Origin of the sequence: Solirubrobacter soli DSM 22325 (assembly GCF_000423665.1) — a bacterium.
GTDB lineage: Bacteria > Actinomycetota > Thermoleophilia > Solirubrobacterales > Solirubrobacteraceae > Solirubrobacter > Solirubrobacter soli.
Genome location: NZ_KE384069.1, coordinates 440207 through 460128, shown reverse-complemented (window position 1 = coordinate 460128; position 19922 = coordinate 440207). Strand labels below are relative to the sequence as shown.

20 protein-coding genes are annotated in these 19922 nt (G+C 72.4%); 10 read left to right on the top strand and 10 right to left on the bottom strand.

Annotated elements, in window-relative coordinates; translation table 11 throughout:
* Positions 1-7 precede the first annotated feature (7 nt).
* Together G569_RS0131665 and G569_RS53195 are read right to left on the bottom strand one after the other, a co-directional pair.
* Entirely contained in the window at positions 8-2257 is a 2250-nt protein-coding gene (locus G569_RS0131665; protein ID WP_028066393.1) for a xanthine dehydrogenase family protein molybdopterin-binding subunit, read from the bottom strand.
* An 18-nt stretch (positions 2258-2275) separates the two neighbouring features.
* Positions 2276-3418 (bottom strand): FUSC family protein, encoded by a 1143-nt coding sequence (locus G569_RS53195; protein ID WP_053227255.1) that lies wholly within the window; start codon positions 3416-3418, stop codon positions 2276-2278.
* A gap of 39 nt (positions 3419-3457) precedes the next feature.
* On the opposite strand from G569_RS53195, the gene G569_RS0131655 reads away from it, so the two are divergent.
* Positions 3458-4177 carry an amidohydrolase family protein gene (locus G569_RS0131655; protein WP_037500410.1) on the top strand — a complete coding sequence of 240 codons (720 nt, stop codon included), beginning with the start codon at positions 3458-3460 and terminating at the stop codon, positions 4175-4177.
* Here the strand turns inward: G569_RS0131655 and G569_RS0131650 are convergent.
* Positions 4168-5187 (bottom strand): histidine kinase, encoded by a 1020-nt coding sequence (locus G569_RS0131650; RefSeq protein WP_028066391.1) that lies wholly within the window; start codon positions 5185-5187, stop codon positions 4168-4170. The genes G569_RS0131655 and G569_RS0131650 overlap by 10 nt on opposite strands.
* Positions 5188-5204: 17 nt before the next feature.
* Here G569_RS0131650 and G569_RS0131645 point away from each other — a divergent pair, with 17 nt between their 5' ends.
* Positions 5205-5864 (top strand): response regulator transcription factor, encoded by a 660-nt coding sequence (locus tag G569_RS0131645; RefSeq protein WP_028066390.1) that lies wholly within the window; start codon positions 5205-5207, stop codon positions 5862-5864.
* On the opposite strand, the gene G569_RS0131640 is transcribed toward G569_RS0131645, so the two are convergent.
* Positions 5846-6823 (bottom strand): LLM class flavin-dependent oxidoreductase, encoded by a 978-nt coding sequence (locus tag G569_RS0131640; protein WP_028066389.1) that lies wholly within the window; start codon positions 6821-6823, stop codon positions 5846-5848. The genes G569_RS0131645 and G569_RS0131640 overlap by 19 nt on opposite strands.
* Before the next feature lie 227 nt (positions 6824-7050).
* On the opposite strand from G569_RS0131640, the gene G569_RS53190 reads away from it, so the two are divergent.
* On the top strand, positions 7051-8121 hold the full coding sequence (locus tag G569_RS53190) for a serine hydrolase domain-containing protein (protein WP_053227254.1): 1071 nt from the start codon (positions 7051-7053) through the stop codon (positions 8119-8121).
* On the opposite strand, the gene G569_RS0131630 is transcribed toward G569_RS53190, so the two are convergent.
* Both G569_RS0131630 and G569_RS0131625 read right to left on the bottom strand, forming a co-directional pair.
* Entirely contained in the window at positions 8109-9485 is a 1377-nt protein-coding gene (locus G569_RS0131630) for a sensor histidine kinase (RefSeq protein ID WP_028066388.1), read from the bottom strand. The genes G569_RS53190 and G569_RS0131630 overlap by 13 nt on opposite strands.
* A 9-nt stretch (positions 9486-9494) precedes the next feature.
* Positions 9495-10616, bottom strand: a complete 1122-nt coding sequence (locus G569_RS0131625; protein ID WP_028066387.1) for a 5-methyltetrahydropteroyltriglutamate--homocysteine S-methyltransferase — start codon at positions 10614-10616, stop codon at positions 9495-9497.
* Between the two features lie 30 nt (positions 10617-10646).
* On the opposite strand from G569_RS0131625, the gene G569_RS0131620 reads away from it, so the two are divergent.
* Complete coding sequence (locus G569_RS0131620) at positions 10647-11540, top strand: cytochrome c oxidase assembly protein (RefSeq protein ID WP_028066386.1); 894 nt, start codon at positions 10647-10649, stop codon at positions 11538-11540.
* Here G569_RS0131620 and G569_RS0131615 read toward each other — a convergent pair.
* Entirely contained in the window at positions 11537-12064 is a 528-nt protein-coding gene (locus tag G569_RS0131615; RefSeq protein ID WP_028066385.1) for a hypothetical protein, read from the bottom strand. The two genes, G569_RS0131620 and G569_RS0131615, sit on opposite strands and share 4 nt — an antisense overlap.
* A gap of 101 nt (positions 12065-12165) precedes the next feature.
* On the opposite strand from G569_RS0131615, the gene G569_RS0131610 reads away from it, so the two are divergent.
* Together G569_RS0131610 and G569_RS0131605 are read left to right on the top strand one after the other, a co-directional pair.
* Positions 12166-12813: a response regulator transcription factor gene (locus tag G569_RS0131610; protein WP_028066384.1), complete on the top strand. Its 648-nt coding sequence runs from the start codon at positions 12166-12168 to the stop codon at positions 12811-12813.
* The gene (locus G569_RS0131605) at positions 12810-14111 is read left to right on the top strand and encodes a HAMP domain-containing sensor histidine kinase (RefSeq protein WP_028066383.1); all 1302 of its coding nucleotides are present in this window, start codon (positions 12810-12812) and stop codon (positions 14109-14111) included. Before G569_RS0131610 ends, G569_RS0131605 begins: the two co-directional genes overlap by 4 nt.
* Here G569_RS0131605 and G569_RS0131600 read toward each other — a convergent pair.
* Entirely contained in the window at positions 14093-14935 is an 843-nt protein-coding gene (locus tag G569_RS0131600; protein ID WP_037500405.1) for an aldo/keto reductase, read from the bottom strand. The genes G569_RS0131605 and G569_RS0131600 overlap by 19 nt on opposite strands.
* 49 nt (positions 14936-14984) lie before the next feature.
* Between G569_RS0131600 and G569_RS53185 the strand changes: the two genes are divergently transcribed.
* From G569_RS53185 to msrA, 3 genes are all read left to right on the top strand, one after another.
* Positions 14985-16652 (top strand): CocE/NonD family hydrolase, encoded by a 1668-nt coding sequence (locus G569_RS53185; protein ID WP_053227253.1) that lies wholly within the window; start codon positions 14985-14987, stop codon positions 16650-16652.
* Between the two features lie 21 nt (positions 16653-16673).
* On the top strand, positions 16674-17054 hold the full coding sequence (locus tag G569_RS0131590; RefSeq protein ID WP_028066381.1) for a hypothetical protein: 381 nt from the start codon (positions 16674-16676) through the stop codon (positions 17052-17054).
* 85 nt (positions 17055-17139) lie between these two features.
* Positions 17140-17793, top strand: a complete 654-nt coding sequence (msrA, locus tag G569_RS0131585; protein WP_037500402.1) for a peptide-methionine (S)-S-oxide reductase MsrA — start codon at positions 17140-17142, stop codon at positions 17791-17793.
* On the opposite strand, the gene G569_RS0131580 is transcribed toward msrA, so the two are convergent.
* Together G569_RS0131580 and G569_RS0131575 are read right to left on the bottom strand one after the other, a co-directional pair.
* The gene (locus G569_RS0131580) at positions 17776-18651 is read right to left on the bottom strand and encodes an alpha/beta fold hydrolase (RefSeq protein ID WP_028066379.1); all 876 of its coding nucleotides are present in this window, start codon (positions 18649-18651) and stop codon (positions 17776-17778) included. The two genes, msrA and G569_RS0131580, sit on opposite strands and share 18 nt — an antisense overlap.
* Before the next feature lie 11 nt (positions 18652-18662).
* A complete protein-coding gene (locus G569_RS0131575) occupies positions 18663-18893 on the bottom strand; it encodes a hypothetical protein (RefSeq protein ID WP_028066378.1) in 231 nt (76 codons plus the stop codon).
* Between the two features lie 72 nt (positions 18894-18965).
* Here G569_RS0131575 and G569_RS0131570 point away from each other — a divergent pair, with 72 nt between their 5' ends.
* Entirely contained in the window at positions 18966-19859 is an 894-nt protein-coding gene (locus tag G569_RS0131570; protein WP_028066377.1) for an alpha/beta fold hydrolase, read from the top strand.
* The last annotated feature ends 63 nt before the right edge of the window (positions 19860-19922 follow it).

Below are 19922 nucleotides of genomic sequence, written 5' to 3'. Positions count from 1 at the left end.
GCGGCGTTCAGTGTCCGTTGTTGAGCGCCGTCCAGACGCGCAGCGGTGACATCGGGAGCTCCTGCAGACGGGCGCCGGTGGCGGCGGCGATCGCGTTGGCGATCGCGCCCGGGACGCCGCAGACCGGCGGCTCGCCGATGCCCTTGGCGCCGAACGGGCCGTCCGGGGCCGGGACCTCGACGATCAGGGTCTCGATCGGCGGGACCTGGTCGGTGGAGGGGAGCGCGTACTCGGCGAAGGAGCCGCCCTTGAGCTGGCCGTTCTCGTCGTGGTTGAGCTCCTCGAGCAGCGCCCAGCCGATGCCCTGGGCGGTGCCGCCGTGCATCTGGCCCTCGACCAGCGCCGGGTTCAGCGCCTTGCCGACGTCCTGGGCGATCACGTGGGCGAGCACGGTCACGGCACCGGTCTCGCGGTCCACGCGGACGTGCGAGAGGTGCGCCGCTGCGCCGGGCGCGCGGCTGACCTGGGCGGAGCCGCCGTAGCCCTCGATCGGCTCGTGCGGGCTGCCGAACGTGTACGTCTTGGCCGCCAGGTCGGCGACCGCGATGCCACGGGCCGGAGAGCCCAGCGGGCGGACCTCGCCGTCGACGAGCTCGAGGTCCGACGGGTCGATCTCGAGCTCGGAGGCGGCGACGTTGAGCAGCCGCTCGCGCGCCGCGGCGGCCGCGCGCTCGATCGCGACGCCGTACGTGTAGGTGATCTTCGACCCACCCGCGACGCCGCCGTACGGCGTGCTCGAGGTGTCGCCGGTGACCACGCGCACGTCGTCCTCGGCGAGGCCGAAGGTCTCGGCGGCGATCGCGATGAACGCGTTCTCGATGCCGCTCATGTCGGCGGCGGCCGAGACGACGGTGAGCTTGCCGTCGGAGTCGAGCTTGCAGATCGCCGCGGCGGGCTCGAGACCGCCGGGCCAGAAGCCCAGCGCGAGCCCGACGCCCTCGTCCTCCGGCAGCGCGTCGCGCCCCTGCCACAGCGGGTGCTCCTGCACGCGCTCGAGGCACTCGGCGGCGCCGAAGACCTTGATCTCCTGCCCGTCGAGCCCGCGGTCACCGGCGCGCAGGACGTTCTGCAGGCGGAGCCCGACCGGGTCGAGACCGAGCTCGGCGGCGGCGCGGTCCAGCAGCGTCTCCACCGCGAACGCGGCGGGCGGGGCGCCCGGCGCGCGGTAGGCGCCGGCGCTGACGCGGTTGGTGCCCACGCCGATCGCGGTGAGATCGTGCGCCGCCCACCGGTACGGCCCGGCGGAGAGCATCATCGAGATCGTCTCGACGCCCATCTCCCCCAGCGCGCCGCGGTCGCCCACGATGCGGCCGCGGATCGCGGTCAGCTCGCCGTCGCGGGTGACGCCCAGCTCGAGGTCGATCAGCTGCCCCGGCGCCGGGTTGCCGGCGGCGAAGTCCTCCCCGCGCCGGAAGACGAGCCGGACCGGGCGGCCGAGCGCCAGCGCCGCGGCGGCGGCGAGCGGCTCGGAGATCATCAGCTTGCCGCCGAACGCGCCGCCGAGCGGCGCGGCCTGCACGCGCACCTTGTCCGCCGGCAGGCCGAGCAGGTCGCAGAGCCCTTGGCGGGCCATGAACGCGCCCTGCGTGCTCGAGTGCACGACGAGCGTGCCGTCCGGGTCGACCCAGGCCAGCGTCGACTGCGGCTCGATGTAGGACTGGTGGATCCAGTTGGTGCGGAAGCGCCCCGAGACGACCGCGTCGGCGCGCGCGAGGCCCGCGTCGACGTCGCCGTTGTCGATCCGCATCCGGACCGCGACGTTGACCGGCAGCTCCTCGCCGCTCTCCTCGCCGCCGCCCGCGCCGTGCGCGCCCGCGCCGCCGTCGCCACCGCCCGCGACCGCGGTCACGCGCGCCGGGTCGGCGTCCTCGGCCATCGCCGCCTCGAGGTCGAGGACCGCGGGCAGCGGCTCCTCCTCGACCCAGACGGCCGCCGCGCCGTCCTCCGCCGCGGCGTCGGACTCCGCGATCACGAGCGCGACCGGCTGGCCCGACCAGACGACTTCCTCGCGCGCCAGCGGCTCGGCCACGCGGCCCGAGCCGCCCTTCAGCGGCAGGTCCTTGGCCGTCAACACGGCGACGACGCCGGGAATCTCGAGCGCCGCGCTGCCGTCCACGCCGATCAACTTCGCGTGCGCCTCGGCCGCCAGCACCGGGCGCGCGTGGAGCAGCCCGACGACCGGCATGTCACCCACGTAGCGGGTCCGACCGAGGACTTTCGCTTCACCGTCGCGCCTGCGGCGCGCGGTACCAATCACGCAATAACCCCCATGGGGCTAAAGCTTACCGGAGGACTCCTCCGGTTCGCTGAACGTGCACACCCACGGCGTCTCCTCGACCGGCGCCGGCAGGAGCAGCAGCTCCTCGGTCGGCAGCTCCTCGGGCATGCCCGCGACGAGTTCGGCGGCGCGCATCAGGTCGACCGCGGCGGAGCGCACCGGTGCGGCGACCTCCGCCAACGCGAGCCCGCCGGTCGCGGCGAGCGCGGTCGCGTCGACCGCTGCGGACGAGGCGAGAACCCGCGCCTCCTCCGCCCGCTCGGGCTCGTCGTAGGCCGCCGCCAGCGCCCACACGGAGCCGGCGAGCGAGTTGACCGCGTCGCGTAGCTCGCCCGGGTTCTCCCCCGCGCGGATCGCGCGCAGCGAATGGCGGGCGAGGACGCGCGTGTTGCGCACCGCGAGGTCGACCTGCTCGAGCGAGCGGTCATAGCGATCGATCGGCTCGCGGTCGCCGAAGCGGGTCGGCGCGGTGCGGACGGTCTCGCGGCTCGTCGCCAGCGCGTCGTCGAACTCGCGCAGCAGGGAGTCGATCGACCGCGCCTGCTCGAGCGCCTGCTCGGCGCGGCCGGCATCGCCCTCGTCCAGGGCCGACGCGGTGCGCTCCAGCGCCCGGCCGAGACGCCCGAACACGGCCTGCGCGGCGCGGCTGACGGGCAGGATCGGGTCGGGCGAGAAGAGCAGCGCGACGGCCAGCGCGACGACGCCGCCGATCATCGCCTCGAGGATCCGGTTGGGCGAGAACGCCCCGCCGCTCGAGGTCATCACGAGCAGCATCGCCGACACCGCGGCCTCGGAGATCACGAGCTCGGAGCCGTTGAGCAGCACCGCGACCGACATCGCCAGCACGACCATGACCGCGAGCTGCGGCGCGCCCGTCCCGATGACGTGGATGATCGCGTCCGCGACCGCGAGGCCGCACACGACGCCCGCGACGAGCTGGGTCGCGCGCTGGCGATGGGCGCCGTGGGTGGCGCCGATGGAGACCACGGTCGCGATGCAGGCGAAGAGCGGCTGCGGGTCCGGCAGCAGCAGGACGCAGAGGTACCACGCCACGAGCGCGGCGACCGCCGTCTGCAGGATCGCGGGCAGCCGCGTGGAGAGCCGGCGGCGGGCGATCGTGATGTGCGCGACGGCAGTCATACGTCTGATCTGCTTCGGCGAACTGTCACGCTGCCTTGAGTGCCGATCTTCGACGCGCACTTCCACGTCATCGATCCGCGGTTCCCGCTGGTCCCCAACCAGGGCTTCCTCCCCGAGCCGTTCACCGTCGGCGACTACCGCGAGCGGGTCGCCGGGCTCGACGTGACCGGGGGCGCCGTCGTCAGCGGCTCGTTCCAGGCCTACGACCAGACGTATCTCGTCGACGCGCTCCAGCAGCTCGGGCCCGGGTTCGTCGGTGTCGCCAACGTCCCGTCGGACATCGCCGACGCGGAGGTGGTCGCGCTCGCCGAGGCCGGCGTGCGCGCGTACCGGGTCAACCTCTTCCGCGGCGGGGACCTCGAGCAGGTCGCGCTGGCACCGCGGTTCCACGACCTTGTGGGCTGGCACCTGGAGGTCTACCTCGACGCCCGCGACCTCCCGGCTGTGCGGTCAGCGCTCTCCATCGCGCCACGGCTCGTGATCGACCACGTCGGGATGTCGCAGGCGGGCCTGCCGGCGCTCCTGGACCTCGTAAAGGACGGTGCGTACGTCAAGGCCAGCGGTTTCGGGCGGATCGACGTCGACCCGTATTCGGCGCTGAAGGCGGTCGCCGCGCTGAATCCGGAGGCGGTGGTGTTCGGATCGGACCTGCCCGGAACCCGCGCGCGGCGCCCGTTCCTCGACGAGGATCTCGACCTCGTGGCCGAGGCGGCGGGCGAGCGGGCGCTGTACGAGAACGGGGTCGCGCTCTACCGCTGAGCGACGACGCGGACGTCGACGTCCGGCAGCTCGCGCAGGATCTTCAGCAGCAGCGGCTCCCCGAACCGGCGTCGCGGCGGCGGCCCGAGGAGGATGTACGTGGTCCCCTTCTCGCGGGCGACGCGGGTGAGGATCTCGAGCTCGTCGCCGTCCTCGACCAGCAGGTGGGCGCCGAGCATCGCGGTGAGCCGCCGAAGGGACTCGAGCCGTTGGCGCTGCACGGCGCCGGCCTGGTTGGAGACGACGAGCACGTCGAGCTCGCCGCCCAGGCGCTGGGCGGACCGCCACGCGCGGCGGACCACCCGCTCGTCGCGCTCGTCCAGCGAGACGAACGCCAGCAGCCGCTCGGCGATCGGCGGCTCGTCGACCCGCCGGTCCTCGACGGTCTCCGCGAGCTGGCGCAAGGCGACCTCGCGCAGCGACCGCAGGTTCTCCACCCGGAAGAAGCCGTTCAGCGCGGGCGCGATCCGCGCCTGCGGGTACACCTTGCCGGCCTGCAGGCGGGCGATCAGGTCCTCCGGTGGGAGGTCGACCAGCACGATCTCGTCGGCCTTGCCCAGCTCCTCGTCCGGGACGGTCTCGCGCACCTTGACCCCGGTCAGCTCGGCGACCTGGTCGTTGAGCGACTCGAGGTGCTGGACGTTGACGGTGGAGAAGACGTCGATGCCGGCGGCGAGGACGTCCTGGATGTCCTCGTAGCGCTTGGGATGCTCGAGGCCGGGCGCGTTGGTGTGGGCGAGCTCGTCGATCAGACACAGCTCGGGTCGTCGCGCGAGGATGCCGGGGAGATCCATCTCCTCCAGCCGGACGCCGCGGTAGGCGACGCGCCGCCGCGGCACCTGCTCGAGCCCGGTCGTCTGCGCGATCGTGGCTTCGCGCCCGTGGGTCTCGACCAGGCCGATCACGACGTCCCGCCCCGCCTCGGCCTCCGCCTGCGCCTCGGCCAGCATCCGGTAGGTCTTGCCGACGCCGGCGGCCATCCCCAGGAAGATGCGGTAGCGGCCGGGCATCGTAGGCTCCTCAGCGTATGCGTGTCCTGGTGGTCGATGACGAGCCGCAGATCCTGCGGGCCCTGAAGATCATCCTGCGCGACGCCGGCTTCGAGGTGCTGCAGGCGGCGAGCGTCGAGGAGGCGCTGGACGCCGCCGCGCTGCGCCCGCCCGACGCCGCGATCGTCGACCTCGTGCTGCCCGACGGCGACGGTATCGAGGTCACGCGGTCGCTGCGCGAGTGGTCGAAGATGCCGATCCTCGTCCTCAGCGCGGTCGGCGAGGAGGACGAGAAGGTGCGCGCGCTGGAGGCGGGCGCGGATGACTACGTGACCAAGCCGTTCGGCCCGCGCGAGCTGGTGGCGCGGCTCCAGGCGGCGCTGCGGCGCGCCGATCCGGGCGTGTCGGAGCCCGTGCTGCGCGCCGAGAACCTCGAGCTCGACCTCGCCGCCCACGTCGTGCGGGTGGACGGCGAGGAGGTCCACCTCACCCCCATCGAGTTCAAGCTGCTGCGCGCGCTGGCGGTCAACCGCGGCCGGCTGATGACCCACCGCGCGCTGCTCGTCGACGTCTGGGGCCCGGAGTACGCGGAGGACGTGCAGGTCCTGCGCGTCCACCTCGCCAACCTGCGCCGCAAGCTCGGCGCCCCGGCGTACATCCGGACCGACCCGGGCGTCGGCTACCGCTTCGCCGCCTGAAGCTCCACTCGGACCCTCGGTGCCACCTCGGTGCCGAGAAGCTCGATCGCCCGCATGACGTCCTTGTGCGGCAGTGTGCCGACGCTCATCTGGAGAAGGAACCGGTCGTGCTTGAAGATCTCGTGCTGGAACAGGATCTTCTCGACGATCTGGTCCGGGCTGCCGACGAAGTTCGCTCCGCGCAGCTCGTGTGAGGCGAGGTACTGCTCGCGGGTCAGCGGTGGCCACCCGCGCTCGCGGCCGATCCGGTCCATCATCGCCTTGAACGCCGGGAAGCTGACGCGGACGGCCTCCTGGCTCGTCTCGGCGATGAACCCGTGCGAGTTGATGGACAGCGGCCGGTAGTCGTGCCCGCCCTCGACCGTCGCCCGGCGATGCAGTTCCGCGAACGGCGCGAAGCGCTCCGGGTAGCCGCCGATGATCGCCAGCGCCATCGGCAGCCCGAGCATCCCGGCGCGCGCCGCCGACTCCGGGTTGCCGCCGACCGCGATCCAGACCGGCAGCGGGTCCTGCTCCGGGCGCGGGAACACGCCCATGTCCGTCCGCTGCCGGACCTCCAGCAGCTTCAGCAGCTTGGTCGCGAAGAGCTTGTCGTAGTCGTCGAGGTCGTAGCCGAACAGCCCGAAGCTCTCGATGAAGCTCCCCCGGCCGGCCATGATCTCCGCCCGCCCCCCGCTGATCAGGTCGACGGTCGCGAAGTCCTGGAACACGCGGACCGGATCGTCGCTCGAGATGACGCTGACCGCGCTGGTGAGGCGGATGCGCTTGGTGGTCCGCGCCGCCGCGGCGAGCACGATCGCGGGCGCCGAGACGACGAAGTCCGGCCGGTGGTGCTCCCCCACGCCGAAGACGTCGAGCCCGACCTCGTCGGCCAGCTCGATCTCCTCCAGCAGGTCCCGCATGCGTTGGCCGGCGGAGCCCGAGGTGAGCTCGCCGAACGTGTAGATGCCGATCTCCATCGGCGGCGGGTTCTACCAGCCGACCGCGGGCTTCGCCGGCGGCTTGGGCCGCGGCGTGACCGTGGGCAGCGTGAACTGATGGTCCGTGGGTGTGGGGGTCGTGGAGGCCACGAGACCATGTTCCGCGGCGATCCGGCGGAACCTGCATCGGGGTGCGCAAATCGGAACCGCGGGATGGGTGCGGCCCGCATTTCGGCCGTGGGCGGCGCCTGGGACCTTCCTCGGCAATGAAAACGCTCCTGCTCGCCCTCGTCGCCACGCTCGCGCTGACCGCGCCCGCGTCGGCGTCGCTGAAGACCGATGTCAACCGCCTCGTGGACAGTGGTGTCCCGGGCACGATCGTGCTCTCGCGCGACAGCGCCCACACCACGCGGCTGGCCGTCGGCGTCGGCGACCTCAAGACACACGCCAGGCTCGAGGCCAGTGACCGCTTCCGTGTCGGCAGCGTCACGAAGGCCTTCACGGCGACGATCGTGCTGCAACTCGCGGGCGAGCAGCGGCTCGGGCTCGACGACACGGTCGAGCAGCACCTCCCGGGCGTGGTGCCGAACGGGTCGCAGATCACGATCCGCCAGCTGCTGAACATGACGAGCGGGCTCGCGGACTACCTCGGCGACGACGACACCGTCGCCAACAGCGCGGGAACCGACCGGCGCTTCACGCCGCAGGAGCTGGTGGGCTTCGCGACCGCCCACCCCGTCCACTCCGCCCCCGGCGCCGAGTGGCGCTACTGCAACACGTGCTACGTGCTGCTCGGGATGATCGCCGAGCGCGTCGACGGCCGCCCGATCGCGACCCAGATGCGCGAACGGATCTTCACCCCCGCCCACCTGCGCCACACGACGTTCGAGAGCGGGTCGCGGATCGCCGGCCGCCACGCCCACGGCTACGAGAACGGCCCGGCCGACGTCACCGCGCTCAACCAGACCTGGTCCTGGACGGCCGGGGCGATCGTCTCGACCGTCGACGACGTCGCCCGCTTCTACCGCGCGCTGCTCGGCGGCAAGCTGCTCGCGCCCGCACAGAAGCGCGAGCTCCTGACGCCGCCGGCGGCGCTCCAGCTCCCCTTCGGCCCCGGCGTCATGACCGGCTACACGACCGGCGTCTTCCGCATGCAGCTGCCCTGCGGCGAGGTCTGGGGCCACGACGGCGGGACGCCCGGCTACCGCACCTTCACGCTGCACAGCGCCGACGCGCGCAAGCAAGTGGTCGTGATGACGAACCTCGGTGAGGACTCGCTCACCCCACGGCAGGCGTCGGCCTACTACCGCGTGGTCAGGACCGCCTACTGCGGCTGAGGCTCGAGCGGCAGCTCGACCACGAACGACGTCGCCTGATCCGGGAGCGACTCGACCCAGACCTTGCCGCCGTTGGCCTCGACGAACCCGCGGACGATCGCCAGCCCGAGCCCGGACCCGCGGTGCCCGGTGGCGCTCGTCCCGGAGCGGTAGAAGGGCTCGAAGATCCGCTCGCGCTGCGCCTGCGGGATGCCGGGGCCGCGGTCGACGACCCGCAGCAGGATCCGTCCGCCGACGTCCCGCGCCCGCACCGACACCGGATGGCCGCCCGAGTGGCGGTGGGCGTTCTCGAGCAGGTTCGCGAACGCCCGCTGCAGCTGGGCGGCGTCGGCACGCACCGGGGGGAGGTCGGCGTCGATCGCCACCTTGAACGTGTCGGGCGCGAGGCCGAGCTCGTCGATCGCGGCCCGCACGACCTCCTCGACCGAGCACCACGAGGGGTGCGGGTCGGCGGCGTCGGCCTCCAGCCGCGACAGGTCGAGCAGGTCGTCGATCAGCCGCGACAGCCGCCGCGCCTCCTCCGACACCGAGGTGGCGAGCTCGTCGCGTTCCTCGCCGCTCAGCGACGGCGAGTGGAGCGCCTCAGCGCTGGTGAGGATCGCGGTCAGCGGCGAGCGCAGGTCGTGCGAGACCGACCGCAGCAGCGCGGTCTTGATGACGTCGCTGCGGCGCAGCGCCGCCGTCTCGACCACCTCGGCCTGGAGCGCGTCGCGTTCGAGCGCCGCGGCGAGCAGCGCCTCGAGCGCCGGCGCGATCCGCACCTGCACGCGCCGCAGCACCGGCTCCGGCGCGCCCGCTGGCAGCACGAGCGTGCCGATCTGGCGCGTCCCCTCACGCAGCGCGAAGACGACGCTGCGCTCGCCCGCGTCGACCGCGGCGAGCTCGATCGCCGCGCTCGACAGGCCCAGCGCCTGCGCGAGCCGCGCGCCGACGCTCGGCAGCGTCTCGTCCAACCGCCCGCCGCGCAGCAGCAGCCGGGCCATCTCGGCGGAGAGGTCGGCCTCCTGGCGGCGCTCGTCGGCCTCCAGCGCCCGCTTGCGCGCGAGCTCCGCCAGCGAGCTCGCACCCACCGAGGCGACGAAGAACACCACGAGCGCGACCCAGTTCTCCCCCGAGGCGATCGTGAACCGCCCGGTCGGCGGGATGTGGAAGAAGTTGAACGCCAGCGCGCTCGCGACCGCGGTGGCCAACGCCAGCCAGACGCCCCACACGGTCGCGACGCCCAGCACGACCAGCAGGTAGACGACGCCCAGCGACAGGACCGGGGCGACGTCCTTGAGCGCGAAGACGAGCAGGGTCGTCAGCGCGACGCCGACCGCGGCCGCCGCGATCCCGACGACCAGTGGCGGACGGCGTTGCAGCACGCGGGGAGACTAGCCCCAGACCTCCTCGGCCACCTCGACGACCAACCGCAGCTTCGCCGCCTGCTGCTCGATCGACAGCGCGTTCCCCTCGACCGTCGAGGAGAAGCCGCACTGCGGCGAGAGACAGAGCTGGTCGATGTCGACGTACTGCGACGCCTCCTCGAGCCGGCGCTTGAGGAAGCTCTTCGTCTCGAGCTCGCCGGTCTTGGTCGTCACGAGGCCGAGCACGACGACCTTGCCCTTGGGGACGAAGCGCAGCGGCTCGAAGCCCCCGGAGCGGGCGTCGTCCCACTCCATGAAGAAGCCGTCGACGGCGAGCTCGTTGAACAGCGCCTCGGCGACGAAGTCGTAGCCGCCCTCGGCGACCCAGGAGGAGCGGAAGTTGCCGCGGCACATGTGGGTGGTGATCGCCATGCCGTCGGGGCGGCGCGACAAGGCCTCGTTGATGTGGCGGATGTAGCCCTCGTGGAGGTGCTCGGCGTCGTCGCCCTTGGCGGCCATCTCGGCGCGCTGGTTGGGGTCGTTCAGATAGGCGAGGCTGGTGTCGTCGAACTGCAGATACGTGCAGCCGAGCGAACCCATCGCGACGACCTGATCGGCGTAGGCGGTGGTCACGTCGCTCCAGAACGCGTCCATGTCCGAATAGGCCGACCGCTCGATCGCGGCGCGCCCCCCGCGGTAGTGGACCATGCTCGGGCTCGGGACCGTCAGCTTGGGCGTGACGCCGTCGGCGGTCAGCCCCTTCAGGTACTCGAAGTCGCGGGCGAAGATCGGGTGATCGAGGTGGATCTTCTCGTCGATCAGCATCGCCGCGGGCGTGAACTCGATGTCGCCGTTGGCGTTGTGGAACTTGACGCTGAGGTTGCCGGGCGACTTCGAGATCCCGCCGAGCTGGTAGATGAAGTCCATGTGCCAGGACGCGCGCCGGAACTCGCCGTCGGTCGCCGAACGCAGCCCGGCGTCGCGCTGGAGCTGCACGACGTCGCGGATCGCCTCGTCCTCGATCTCGCGCAGGGCGTCGGCGTCGATCCGGCCCTCGGCGAACTCGGCCCGGGCGGCAAGGAGCGCCTGTGGGCGGAGAAGGCTGCCGACGTGGTCGGCTCGGAAGGGCGGAGTCGTACGATCGGACATGTCCGGCACGCTACCCGCTGAGTCCTGAATTTGTCCGTCGTCGCCCACGTGACCTTCGAGGTCGCGCCGCTGCAGTTGGCACCGGCCGTGACGGTGGGCGTCATGTACCACCTGCGCTCGCGCACGCTGCGCCGCCGTGGCACGCCGGTGCCGGGCTGGCGCCAGTGGTGCTGGTACGGCGGCCTCGCGTTGATGGTCGCGACGCTGGTCTCACCGATCGCGCACCTGAGCGAGGAGCTCTTCTTCGCGCACATGATCGAGCACCTGCTGCTGGCCGACCTCGGCGCGCTGCTCTTGGTGCTCGGCCTGACCGGCCCGGTCCTCCAGCCCGTGCTGGGCGCACCCGGCCTGCACTGGCTGCGGTTCCTCGCGCACCCGGTCATCGCGCTCGGCCTCTGGACCGCGAACTTCTACATCTGGCATCTCCCGGTGCTCTACCAGGGCGCCGTCGAGCACAGCGCGGTGCACGCGCTCCAGCACCTGCTGTTCGTCGCGTTCGGGATCGGGATGTGGATGGCGCTGCTCGGCCCGCTTCCCAAGCCCGCGTGGTTCGGCAACGCGGCGAAGATCGGCTACATCGTCGCCGTCCGCCTGATCCAGAGCGTGCTCGCCAACGCGCTGCTGTGGTCGTCAGGCGTCCTCTATCCCCGCTACGCGGCGGGCGAGGCGTACTGGGGCATCACGCCCGCCAACGACCAGAGCGCCGCGGGCGCGATCATGATGGTCGAGGGCTCGATCGTCACGATCCTGCTGTTCTGCTGGCTGTTCCTGCGCGCGGCCCAGCAGAGCGACGAGAAGCAGGCGCTGGTCGAGCTGGCGGCGGCGCGCGGCGTCGAGCTGAGCGAGGAGCGCGCCGCCCGGGCGGTGTCGGCCGGCCGGGGCGACGCGCTGCGCGAGCGGATCCTCTCGGAGGGGCCGCCCTAAGCGGCCGGAACGGTCGTGGTCAATGTGTGCGTCCGCGACGACTTCGCCCGGCCGGCCCGCGACGCCTTCGCCTTGTCGGGACCGCCACACGGACCGTCCTCGGCCGGCTTCTCCCCCGGCGCGGCCAGCCCGCACGCGTTCAGCGCGGTCTTGCCGGCGTCGGTCTCGAACTGCTGCAGGACCCACGGCTTGAGGTCGTTCACGTTCGCCGGTGGCTGCAGGCCCTTGGCGCGCAGGCACGCGACGAGCTCCTCGGGCGAGGCGTTGTCGGCCTTGTCGCCCTGGCGCGGGTTCGGATCGCAGGCCTTGAAGGCATCCTGCATCCCGGCGGCGTCCTGGTGGTCGCCGATCCACTGCTTGATCGCGACGCCCTCGAGGTCGGCCGGGATCGCCACCCCGTGCGCGCGCATGCAGGTCGCGAACGTGGCCAGCTCGTCCGACGGCGATCCGCTGTCCGCGACGGCGGGGATCGTGATGGCCGCCGCGACGGCGGTGGCGGCGACGATGGTGAGGAATCGCTTCATGCCGACGAGTCCACCGTGCGCCGTTGACCAGCCGAGAGACCAAAGATGAACATCCGTGGAAAACGCGTCCGGTGAGTACGCAAGAGCGCGAGACTGACGGCGTGTCCACCGTGCTGCTGGTCGAGGACGACCCGGAGATCGTCGCGCTGCTCGGCGACTTCCTCGCCGTCGAGGACTTCGGCGTCGTCTCGGCGCCCGACGCGGGCGGGGCGATCGACGCGCTCGGCACCCATCCGATCGCCTGCGTGCTGCTCGACGTGATGCTCCCGGACGGCTCGGGCTTCGACGTCTGCAGAAAGATCCGCGAGCACTCCGACGTCCCCGTGCTCTTCCTCAGCGCACGCGGCGAGGACGAGGACAAGCTGCGCGGGCTCGCGCTCGGCGCCGACGACTACATCGTCAAGTCCGCGACGCCCGCCGAGGTCGTCGCGCGGGTGAAGGCCGTCCTGCGCCGGGCGACGCCATCCCGGCGACGCGTCTATGGGCGCTTCGCGATCGACCGGGAAGCGCATGAGGTGACCGCCGACGGCCGCCCGGTGCCGCTCACGGCACGCGAGTTCGAGCTGCTGATGCTGTTCGTCGAGCACCCGCGCCAGGTGCTCTCCCGCGAGCAGATCTACGAGCGGGTGTGGGGCTCGTGGGGCGACCGGTCGGCCGTCCCGGTCTATGTCCGGCGGCTGCGCGAGAAGCTCGCGCCCGAGCTCATCACCACGGTGTGGGGCGTCGGCTACCGCTTCGATCCGCCATGAGGTCGCTGCGGACGTGGCTCGCGGTCGGGCTCGCGGCGGCGATCGTCATCCCGGCCGCCGCGGGTCTGGGCGCGTGGGTGCTCGCGGGCGACTGGCAGAGCGGGCGCCAGAACGACCGGCTGCAGCAGGCGGTCGACGCGATGACCAGCGTCAGCCTCAAGGACTGGGAGACCGTGAGCCAGAAGCTCACGCGGATCGGCGTCGAGGCCGAGGTGACCGACGTCAAGCCGGTCGGGGCGAGCCTCGACGAACTCAAAGCCTTCAAGCAGGCCGGGCAGCCGCTCGCCACCCCCGGCCTCTTGGCGTTGCAGCAGAGCCCGGAGTTCAAGACCAAGATCGCCAAGGCCTACCGGATGTACAACGTCTCAGGCGCAGGGATCGACGGCACGGTGTTCGTCCCGCGTGAAAGCGCCGCGGTGGCCTGGGCGGTCGCGCTGCTCGCGGCCGGCATCGCGCTGGCGCTGGTGCTCGTCCTCGCGGTCAGCCTGCTCCAACGCTGGGTGCTGCGCCCGCTCGCGCAGCTCGCCGACGGCGCCGAGCGGATCGCCGGCGGGGAGCTGGCGATCGCTCCGGTCTCCACGCGCGCCCGCGAGGTCGCGCAGGTGGGCGAGGCGATGGGCGGGATGGCGGCGGCGCTCGAGACCGCGCTCGGCACCACCACCGCGGCCGAGCAGGAGCGGCGCTTCCTGCTGACCGCGATCGCCCACGACCTCCGCACGCCGCTGTTCACGCTGCGCGGGTCGCTGGAGGCGATCGAGCGCGGGATCGGCGACGAGCAATCGCTGACCCGCGCGCAGGACAAGGCCGCCCACCTCGACCGCCTCGTCGGCGACCTGTTCGCGTTCTCGCGCGCGGAGTACCGCTTCGAGGCGCACTCGATCGAGCCCGTCGACCTGGCCGCGATCGCCCGCCGCGCGGCCGAGACCGTCGACCCCGGCTCGCTCCGACTCGACGTCTTCACCAACGGCCCGGTGCGGCTGGAGGGCGACCCGGTCGCGCTGCAGCGGGTGCTGACGAACCTGCTCGACAACGCGCTCCGCCACGCGCACACGCGCGTCGAGCTCCGCGTCGACGGCCCGCGCGTGGACGTCACCGACGACGGCCCGGGCTTCGCGCAGGAGGACCTCCCCCACGTGTTCGAGCCGCTGTACCGCGGCGACAAGGCGCGCGGCGGTGGCGGCGCGGGCCTCGGCCTGGCGATCGCCCGCCGCCTCGCCCGCGCCCACGGCGGCGACGTCGACGCGGCCAACGCACCCGAGGGCGGCGCCCGCGTGACGGTTCAGTTCCAGGCGAGCTGAGCGCGCGTCGACCAGTAGGCCGCGCTGTCCTCCGGCTCGCCCAGATCCGCGGCTGCGGCCTCGCGGGCGCGCAGATTCGACCGCAGCACCTCGACCGACGCGGCGCCGCTGAGCACGACCGTCGCCCACGGCTGCGCCAGCGCGGCCGCGAGCGCCTGCGCGTCGCGGTCGGCGAGCCGGCCGTTGGCGAGCGCCTCCTTGACGTACACGCGCAGGCCCGCGGCGTGCGCGCGCGCCAGAGCACCCTCTGCCGAGCGCTCGTACAGGTTCCACGTGGCCTGGACCGCGTCGAACAACCCGGTCGTCAGCGCGACGTCGATCGTCTCCGCCTGCGACACACCGGACACCGACACGCCCAGCGGCAGATCCGTCTCCTGCATCGCCCTCAGCACGTCGTCGTCGCGCAGCACGCCGCTCTCCGGCGTCGCCGAGTGGATCTGGTAGAGCTGCAGCCACTCGCCGAGGTTCTCGCGCGTCTCGTTGAGCTGGCGGCGGAACGTCTCGACGTCGTGGTGCTTGACCTCGGGCGGGTCGTGCGCGATCTCCCAGCCCGCCGTGTACACGTAGCCCCACTTGGAGGAGACGTGCACGCCCGCCGGGTTGTGGGCGCGCAACCACTCGCCGAGGAACTCCTCGCCGCGCCCGTAGGAGCGGGCGACGTCGAAGTCCCGCACACCCGCCTCGTAGGCGTGGTCGAGCACCTCGAACGTGCGTGCGCGCAACGCGTCGACCGAGCGGTCGTCGCCGAGCTCGGCGCCGTGGCCGACGTTCAGATAGCCGGGACGCCCCAGCGCCGCCAGCCCGAGTCCCAGTCGCGCTCCCATTGACCGCAAGCTATCGAGTCGCAGCGCGTTGGGAGTTCCCATGCGGACCATGCTCGCCCTCGCCGCCGCGGCCCTGCTCGTCCCCGCCACGGCCCACGCCGACGCGCCGCCGCCCGGCGCGAACTGGACCCAGGCCACGATCAAGGAGGCCGACGGCACCAAGCTGCACGCCGACGTCCTGCGCCCGGCCCAGCTGCCCGCGGACGCGAAGACGCCCGTGATCCTCTCGATCGGCCCGTACTTCAATCACAGCGGTCAGACCGGCCCGGCGGGCCCGATCGAGGACACGCCCTACACGCCCACCGGCGAGGCGGGTCCGTCCGCGCGCTTCTACGACTTCATCAACGGCGCGCGGCTGATGGAACGCGGCTACACGTGGGTGCAGGTCGACCTGCGCGGGTTCGGCGGCTCGTCCGGCTGCCTGGACTGGGGCGGTCCCGGCGAGCAGGCCGACGTCAAGGCCGCGGTCGAGTGGGCGGCGCGGCAGCCGTGGTCGACCGGCAAGGTCGGCATGTACGGCAAGTCCTACGACGGCGTCACCGGGCTGGTCGGCATCGCGCAGCAGCCGGACGGGCTCGCGGCGGTCGTCTCGCAGGAGCCCGTGTACGACTTCTACCGCTACCTGTACACGAACCGCGTCCGCTTCACGAACAGCCTGCTGACGCCGGCGCTCTACGACGCGATCGCGGCCACGCCGGGGACGACCGGCGACACGCTCGCCTACAACGCGCAGAGCCTGAACTCCCCCACCTGCCTGGCGCTGAACTGGCTGGGGCAGCAGTCCGAGGACCACGGCAGCGCGTTCTGGCGCGCCCGCGACCTGATCTCCGCCACGCGCGGGAAGGCGACGCCGCTGTTCCTCACCCAGGGGTTCATCGAGAACAACACCAAGCCGGATGGCACCTGGGACCTCTACAACGGCCTGACCGGGCCCAAGCGCGCGTGGTTCGGCATGTGGGACCACGTGCGCGGCAACGACACCGACGCGGACGGCCGGCTGCTGATGGGCCGCGCGGGCTGGTTCGACGAGGTGATGCGCTTCTTCGACGCCCACGTCAAGGGCGAGACCGTCGCGAGTGACCCGCCCAACGCCGTCCAGACCAGTGACGGGACGTGGCGCAGCGAGGCGAGCTGGCCGCCGGCGGACTCGACCCCGCTCAGCACTGCCTTGAACGGCGGCACCTACACCGACGACGCCCAGAACAACGGGACCGGCGGCGGCGCCGGCACCGGCATCTGGACCGTCTCGCCGCCGCTCGCCCAGGACGCGCACTTCGCCGGCGTCCCGAAGCTCACCGTCGACGTGGCCAAGGCTGCCGCACGCGCCAACCTCGTCGTCGACGTCTACGACATCGACGGTGCCGGCAGCGCGACGCTGATCTCCCGCGGCGCGACGCTGCTCGACGGCAACGAGCTCGCGACGATCGACCTGTACGGCGATGACTGGGAGCTCGGCGCGGGCCATCGCGTCGGGGTGCTGCTGACGAGCTCCAACGCGGAGTGGTGGGCGCACGTGCCGACGCTGCAGGACGTGACCGTTCGCAGCGCGCGGATCACGCTCCCGTGGCTGCGCTGCACGCGCACGTCGGACCTCGAGGGGGGCCCGAGCGTGAAGCTCTCCTCCTACCGCTCCGAGGCGCCGTTCACCGTGCCCGCCGCGACGCTCGCCGCGGCCGAGCGGGACGACTTCGGGGTCCAACCGACCGGAGCGTGCTGAAAGCAGCGCCATACTGGATACGTGCCTTCTCCCGACGACCTCCTGGCCGACGCTCCCATCGCAGCCGCGGTCACCGCCCTTGCCGAGCGCAATCGGCACCACCTCGACCAGATGACGGAGGCGGAGCGCAACGACGCCCTGTCGCACTGGCATGACCTGGCGGTGACGGTGCTCTCCGCCGCCGGTGCCGCGCTCGGCGGCGAGGAGGACGGCGACGCCAACGGCAACGGACCCGGTCGCGCGATCATCGTGCTCGAGGACGCCGGCGGCGACGAGGTGACGGTGCACGCGAGCTTCTTCCCGCAGCTCGAGGACCTCGGCGGCGAGGTCCTCGTCACCCCCGCCCAGGCCGCCGCGCTGGAGCTGCTCGACGCCATCTCCGGGGAAGACGACGAGGAGTAACCGAGGCAACGCAGCCCCTCCGCCCCACCCCGATCATCCGACCTCGGCTCGAGTAACAAATCGGGTTTGCGCAGGACCATAAGGCATGTTCCTGTTTGGTTCGAAGACCCGCATGACCGCCCCCGAGAACGCGCTTCCCGGGCGGCCTGACTCCATCGCCGTCCCCGAGCGCCACTTCGTCCTCGGCACCCCGCTGAAGCCCCCGTTCCCGGAGGGCCTGCAGACCGCCGTCGTCGGCATGGGCTGCTTCTGGGGCGCCGAGCGCGTGTTCTGGCAGCTCGAAGGCGTCTACTCGACCGCCGTCGGCTACGCCGGCGGCTACACGCCGAACCCGAGCTACGAGGAGGTCTGTTCCGGCAAGACCGGGCACACCGAGGCCGTGCTCGTGGTGTTCGACCCGGAGAAGATCACCTACGAGGAGATCCTCAAGGCCTTCTGGGAGAACCACGACCCGACCCAGGGCATGCGCCAGGGCAACGACGTGGGCACCCAGTACCGCTCGGCCGTCTACACGACCAGCCCCGAGCAGGTCGCCGCGGTCGAGGCCACCAAGGCCGCGTTCGGCGAGCGCCTGAAGGAGAAGGGCTACGGCGAGATCTCGACCGAGGTCGCGCCCCTGGGCGAGTTCTACTACGCCGAGGACTACCACCAGCAGTACCTCGCGAAGGTGCCGAACGGCTATTGCGGCCTCGGCGGCACCGGCGTGAGCTGCCCGATCGGGCTACAGACGAGCAACTAGCCACTCGTGGATCTCGCCGAGGTGCACCTCCGTCAGCGTGAGGTGCCCGTCGGTCGGCGAGATGTGCGCGTCCGCGCCGGTCAGGTGGCTCGCGAGCCACCGCCCGTGCGCGGGCGGGACCATCAGGTCCTGCTCACCCTGCCAGACCTGCACCGGCACCGTGATCGCCGCCGGGTCGAACCCCCACGGCTTGACGAACGCGAGATCGTCGTCGAGCCAGCCGTCGACGCCGTCGGCGAGGCCGCGCGCCGTCGAGGCGATCAGGTGCTCCGCGAGGCCCGCGGTGATCACGGCGACGTCCGGCGGGCTCAGCAGCGTCTTCATCGACGCGAGCAGCGCCTCGGTGGTCCCTTCGAGCATCGCGGGCCGCCACGCCTCGAGCAGCGGCCGCAGCACCGCCTCGCCCGACATCGCGGCGCTGAACTCCTGGACGTTCTCCTCCCCCATGCCCGCGAGGAAGTCGAGGTCGCCCGCGTCCGCGGGCGCCGCGCCGGCGACCGTCGCCGCGGCCGCCACCCGGTCGCCGAGCAGCGCGGCGGTGGCCAGCGCGTGCGGGCCGCCGCCGGAGCCGCCCCAGGTGACGAAGCGGCCGATCCGCAGCGCGTCGGCGATCGCCTCCATGTCCCGCGCGACGTCGGCGACGCTGCGGCCGGGGTCGCGCGTCGAGCGCCCGTAACCCGCGCGGTCGTAGCTGATCAGCCGCAGCCCGCGCTCGCTGGCCGCTTCGTTCCACCCCGGGCGCAGCTTGGCTGAACCGGGCGTCCCATGGTGGACCACCACCGGCGCCCCGTCGGGGGCGCCGGCATCGATGACGGCGAGCGTGCGCCCGCCAGGGCCTTCGACCGTGACCTCGCGCATGGCGAGGCAGGTTACGGCGCGGTGGTGGACACCGTGAAGGTCAGCGTCGAGGTGTAGGCGCCGGTGCGCAGCGGCTCATCGGCGCCGATCGACTGGCGGAAGCTCAGCGGCACCGCCTCGGCGACGACCGGGGCGGTCCACGCCTTCAGCGCGACCGTCCCGGGGGTGCGCTGCACGTCGAGCTCGATCATGTCCGCGCCGTGCGCGAGCGCGAGGGCGACCGTCGTCGAGATGAGCCTCATCGGCGCGCCATCCCGGTCTCACACCGACCGAATCCGGAGGCGGATTCACGGGATCGTCACTAGGCTTTGACGATGGCTGAGGCGTTCGCCCACGTCGGCGAGATCGACATCTGTTACGAGACCTTCGGCGACTCGCGGGACCCCGCGATGCTGCTGATCATGGGCCTCGGCACGCAGATGGTCGCCTACCACGACGACTTCTGCGCGCAGCTGGCCGGGAACGGGTTCTTCGTGATCCGTCACGACAACCGCGACATCGGCCGCTCCACCCACCTCGACGGCGCGCCGGTCCCGAGCCTGGTCCAGTTGGCCAAGCGCGACCGCGCCTGCGCCTACACCCTGACCGACATGGCGGCCGACAGCGTCGGTGTGCTCGACGCGCTGGGCATCGAGAAGGCGCACATCGTCGGCACCTCGATGGGCGGGATGATCGCCCAGACGGTCGCGATCCGGCACCCCGAGCGCACCCTCAGCCTCGTATCGATCATGTCCAACACCGGCGGGTTCTGGAACGGCCAGCCGGCGCTGGCGATGTACGCCGTGCTGCTCAAGCCGTCCCCGCGCGAGCGCGAGCGCTTCATCGACCACGCGGTCGAGATGTTCACGAAGATCGGCGGCTCCGGCTATGGCCCTGACGTCGAGGACCTGCGCGAGATCGCCACGCTCAGCTACGACCGCGGCCACGACGCGCAGGGCTCGCAGCGCCAGCTGGCGGCGATCGTCGCCGACCGCGACCGCTCGGCGGACCTGCGCAAGCTGACGATCCCCGCCACCGCGATCCACGGCGCGGAGGACAAGCTCGTGCGCCCGAGCGGCGGGCGCGCCACCGCGCGGGCGATCCCCGGCGCCCGCCTCGTCGAGATCAAGGGCATGGGCCACGGCCTGCCGCGCGGCGCGTGGCCGCTGATCATCGACGCGATCGCCGCCAACGCCGCCCGGGCCACGCCGGCGCCCGCGCACGCTTGACGTACGAGGACGCAGTCGCCCTCGTCGGCTCGGAGCGCTACGCGGCCGCGTGCGACGCGGCCC

Bases quoted from the DNA above. Each gene is read 5' to 3' on its own strand.
- G569_RS53195 (WP_053227255.1), bottom strand. From the start codon at position 3,418: ATGACTGCCGTCGCGCACATCACGATCGCCCGCCGCCGGCTCTCCACG.
- G569_RS0131650 (WP_028066391.1), bottom strand. From the start codon at position 5,187: ATGCCCGGCCGCTACCGCATCTTCCTGGGGATGGCCGCCGGCGTCGGC.
- G569_RS0131645 (WP_028066390.1), top strand. From the start codon at position 5,205: ATGCGTGTCCTGGTGGTCGATGACGAGCCGCAGATCCTGCGGGCCCTG.
- G569_RS0131640 (WP_028066389.1), bottom strand. From the start codon at position 6,823: ATGGAGATCGGCATCTACACGTTCGGCGAGCTCACCTCGGGCTCCGCC.
- G569_RS53190 (WP_053227254.1), top strand. From the start codon at position 7,051: ATGAAAACGCTCCTGCTCGCCCTCGTCGCCACGCTCGCGCTGACCGCG.
- G569_RS0131625 (WP_028066387.1), bottom strand. From the start codon at position 10,616: ATGTCCGATCGTACGACTCCGCCCTTCCGAGCCGACCACGTCGGCAGC.
- G569_RS0131615 (WP_028066385.1), bottom strand. From the start codon at position 12,064: ATGAAGCGATTCCTCACCATCGTCGCCGCCACCGCCGTCGCGGCGGCC.
- G569_RS0131605 (WP_028066383.1), top strand. From the start codon at position 12,810: ATGAGGTCGCTGCGGACGTGGCTCGCGGTCGGGCTCGCGGCGGCGATC.
- G569_RS0131600 (WP_037500405.1), bottom strand. From the start codon at position 14,935: ATGGGAGCGCGACTGGGACTCGGGCTGGCGGCGCTGGGGCGTCCCGGC.
- G569_RS53185 (WP_053227253.1), top strand. From the start codon at position 14,985: ATGCTCGCCCTCGCCGCCGCGGCCCTGCTCGTCCCCGCCACGGCCCAC.
- msrA (WP_037500402.1), top strand. From the start codon at position 17,140: ATGTTCCTGTTTGGTTCGAAGACCCGCATGACCGCCCCCGAGAACGCG.
- G569_RS0131580 (WP_028066379.1), bottom strand. From the start codon at position 18,651: ATGCGCGAGGTCACGGTCGAAGGCCCTGGCGGGCGCACGCTCGCCGTC.
- G569_RS0131575 (WP_028066378.1), bottom strand. From the start codon at position 18,893: ATGAGGCTCATCTCGACGACGGTCGCCCTCGCGCTCGCGCACGGCGCG.
- G569_RS0131570 (WP_028066377.1), top strand. From the start codon at position 18,966: ATGGCTGAGGCGTTCGCCCACGTCGGCGAGATCGACATCTGTTACGAG.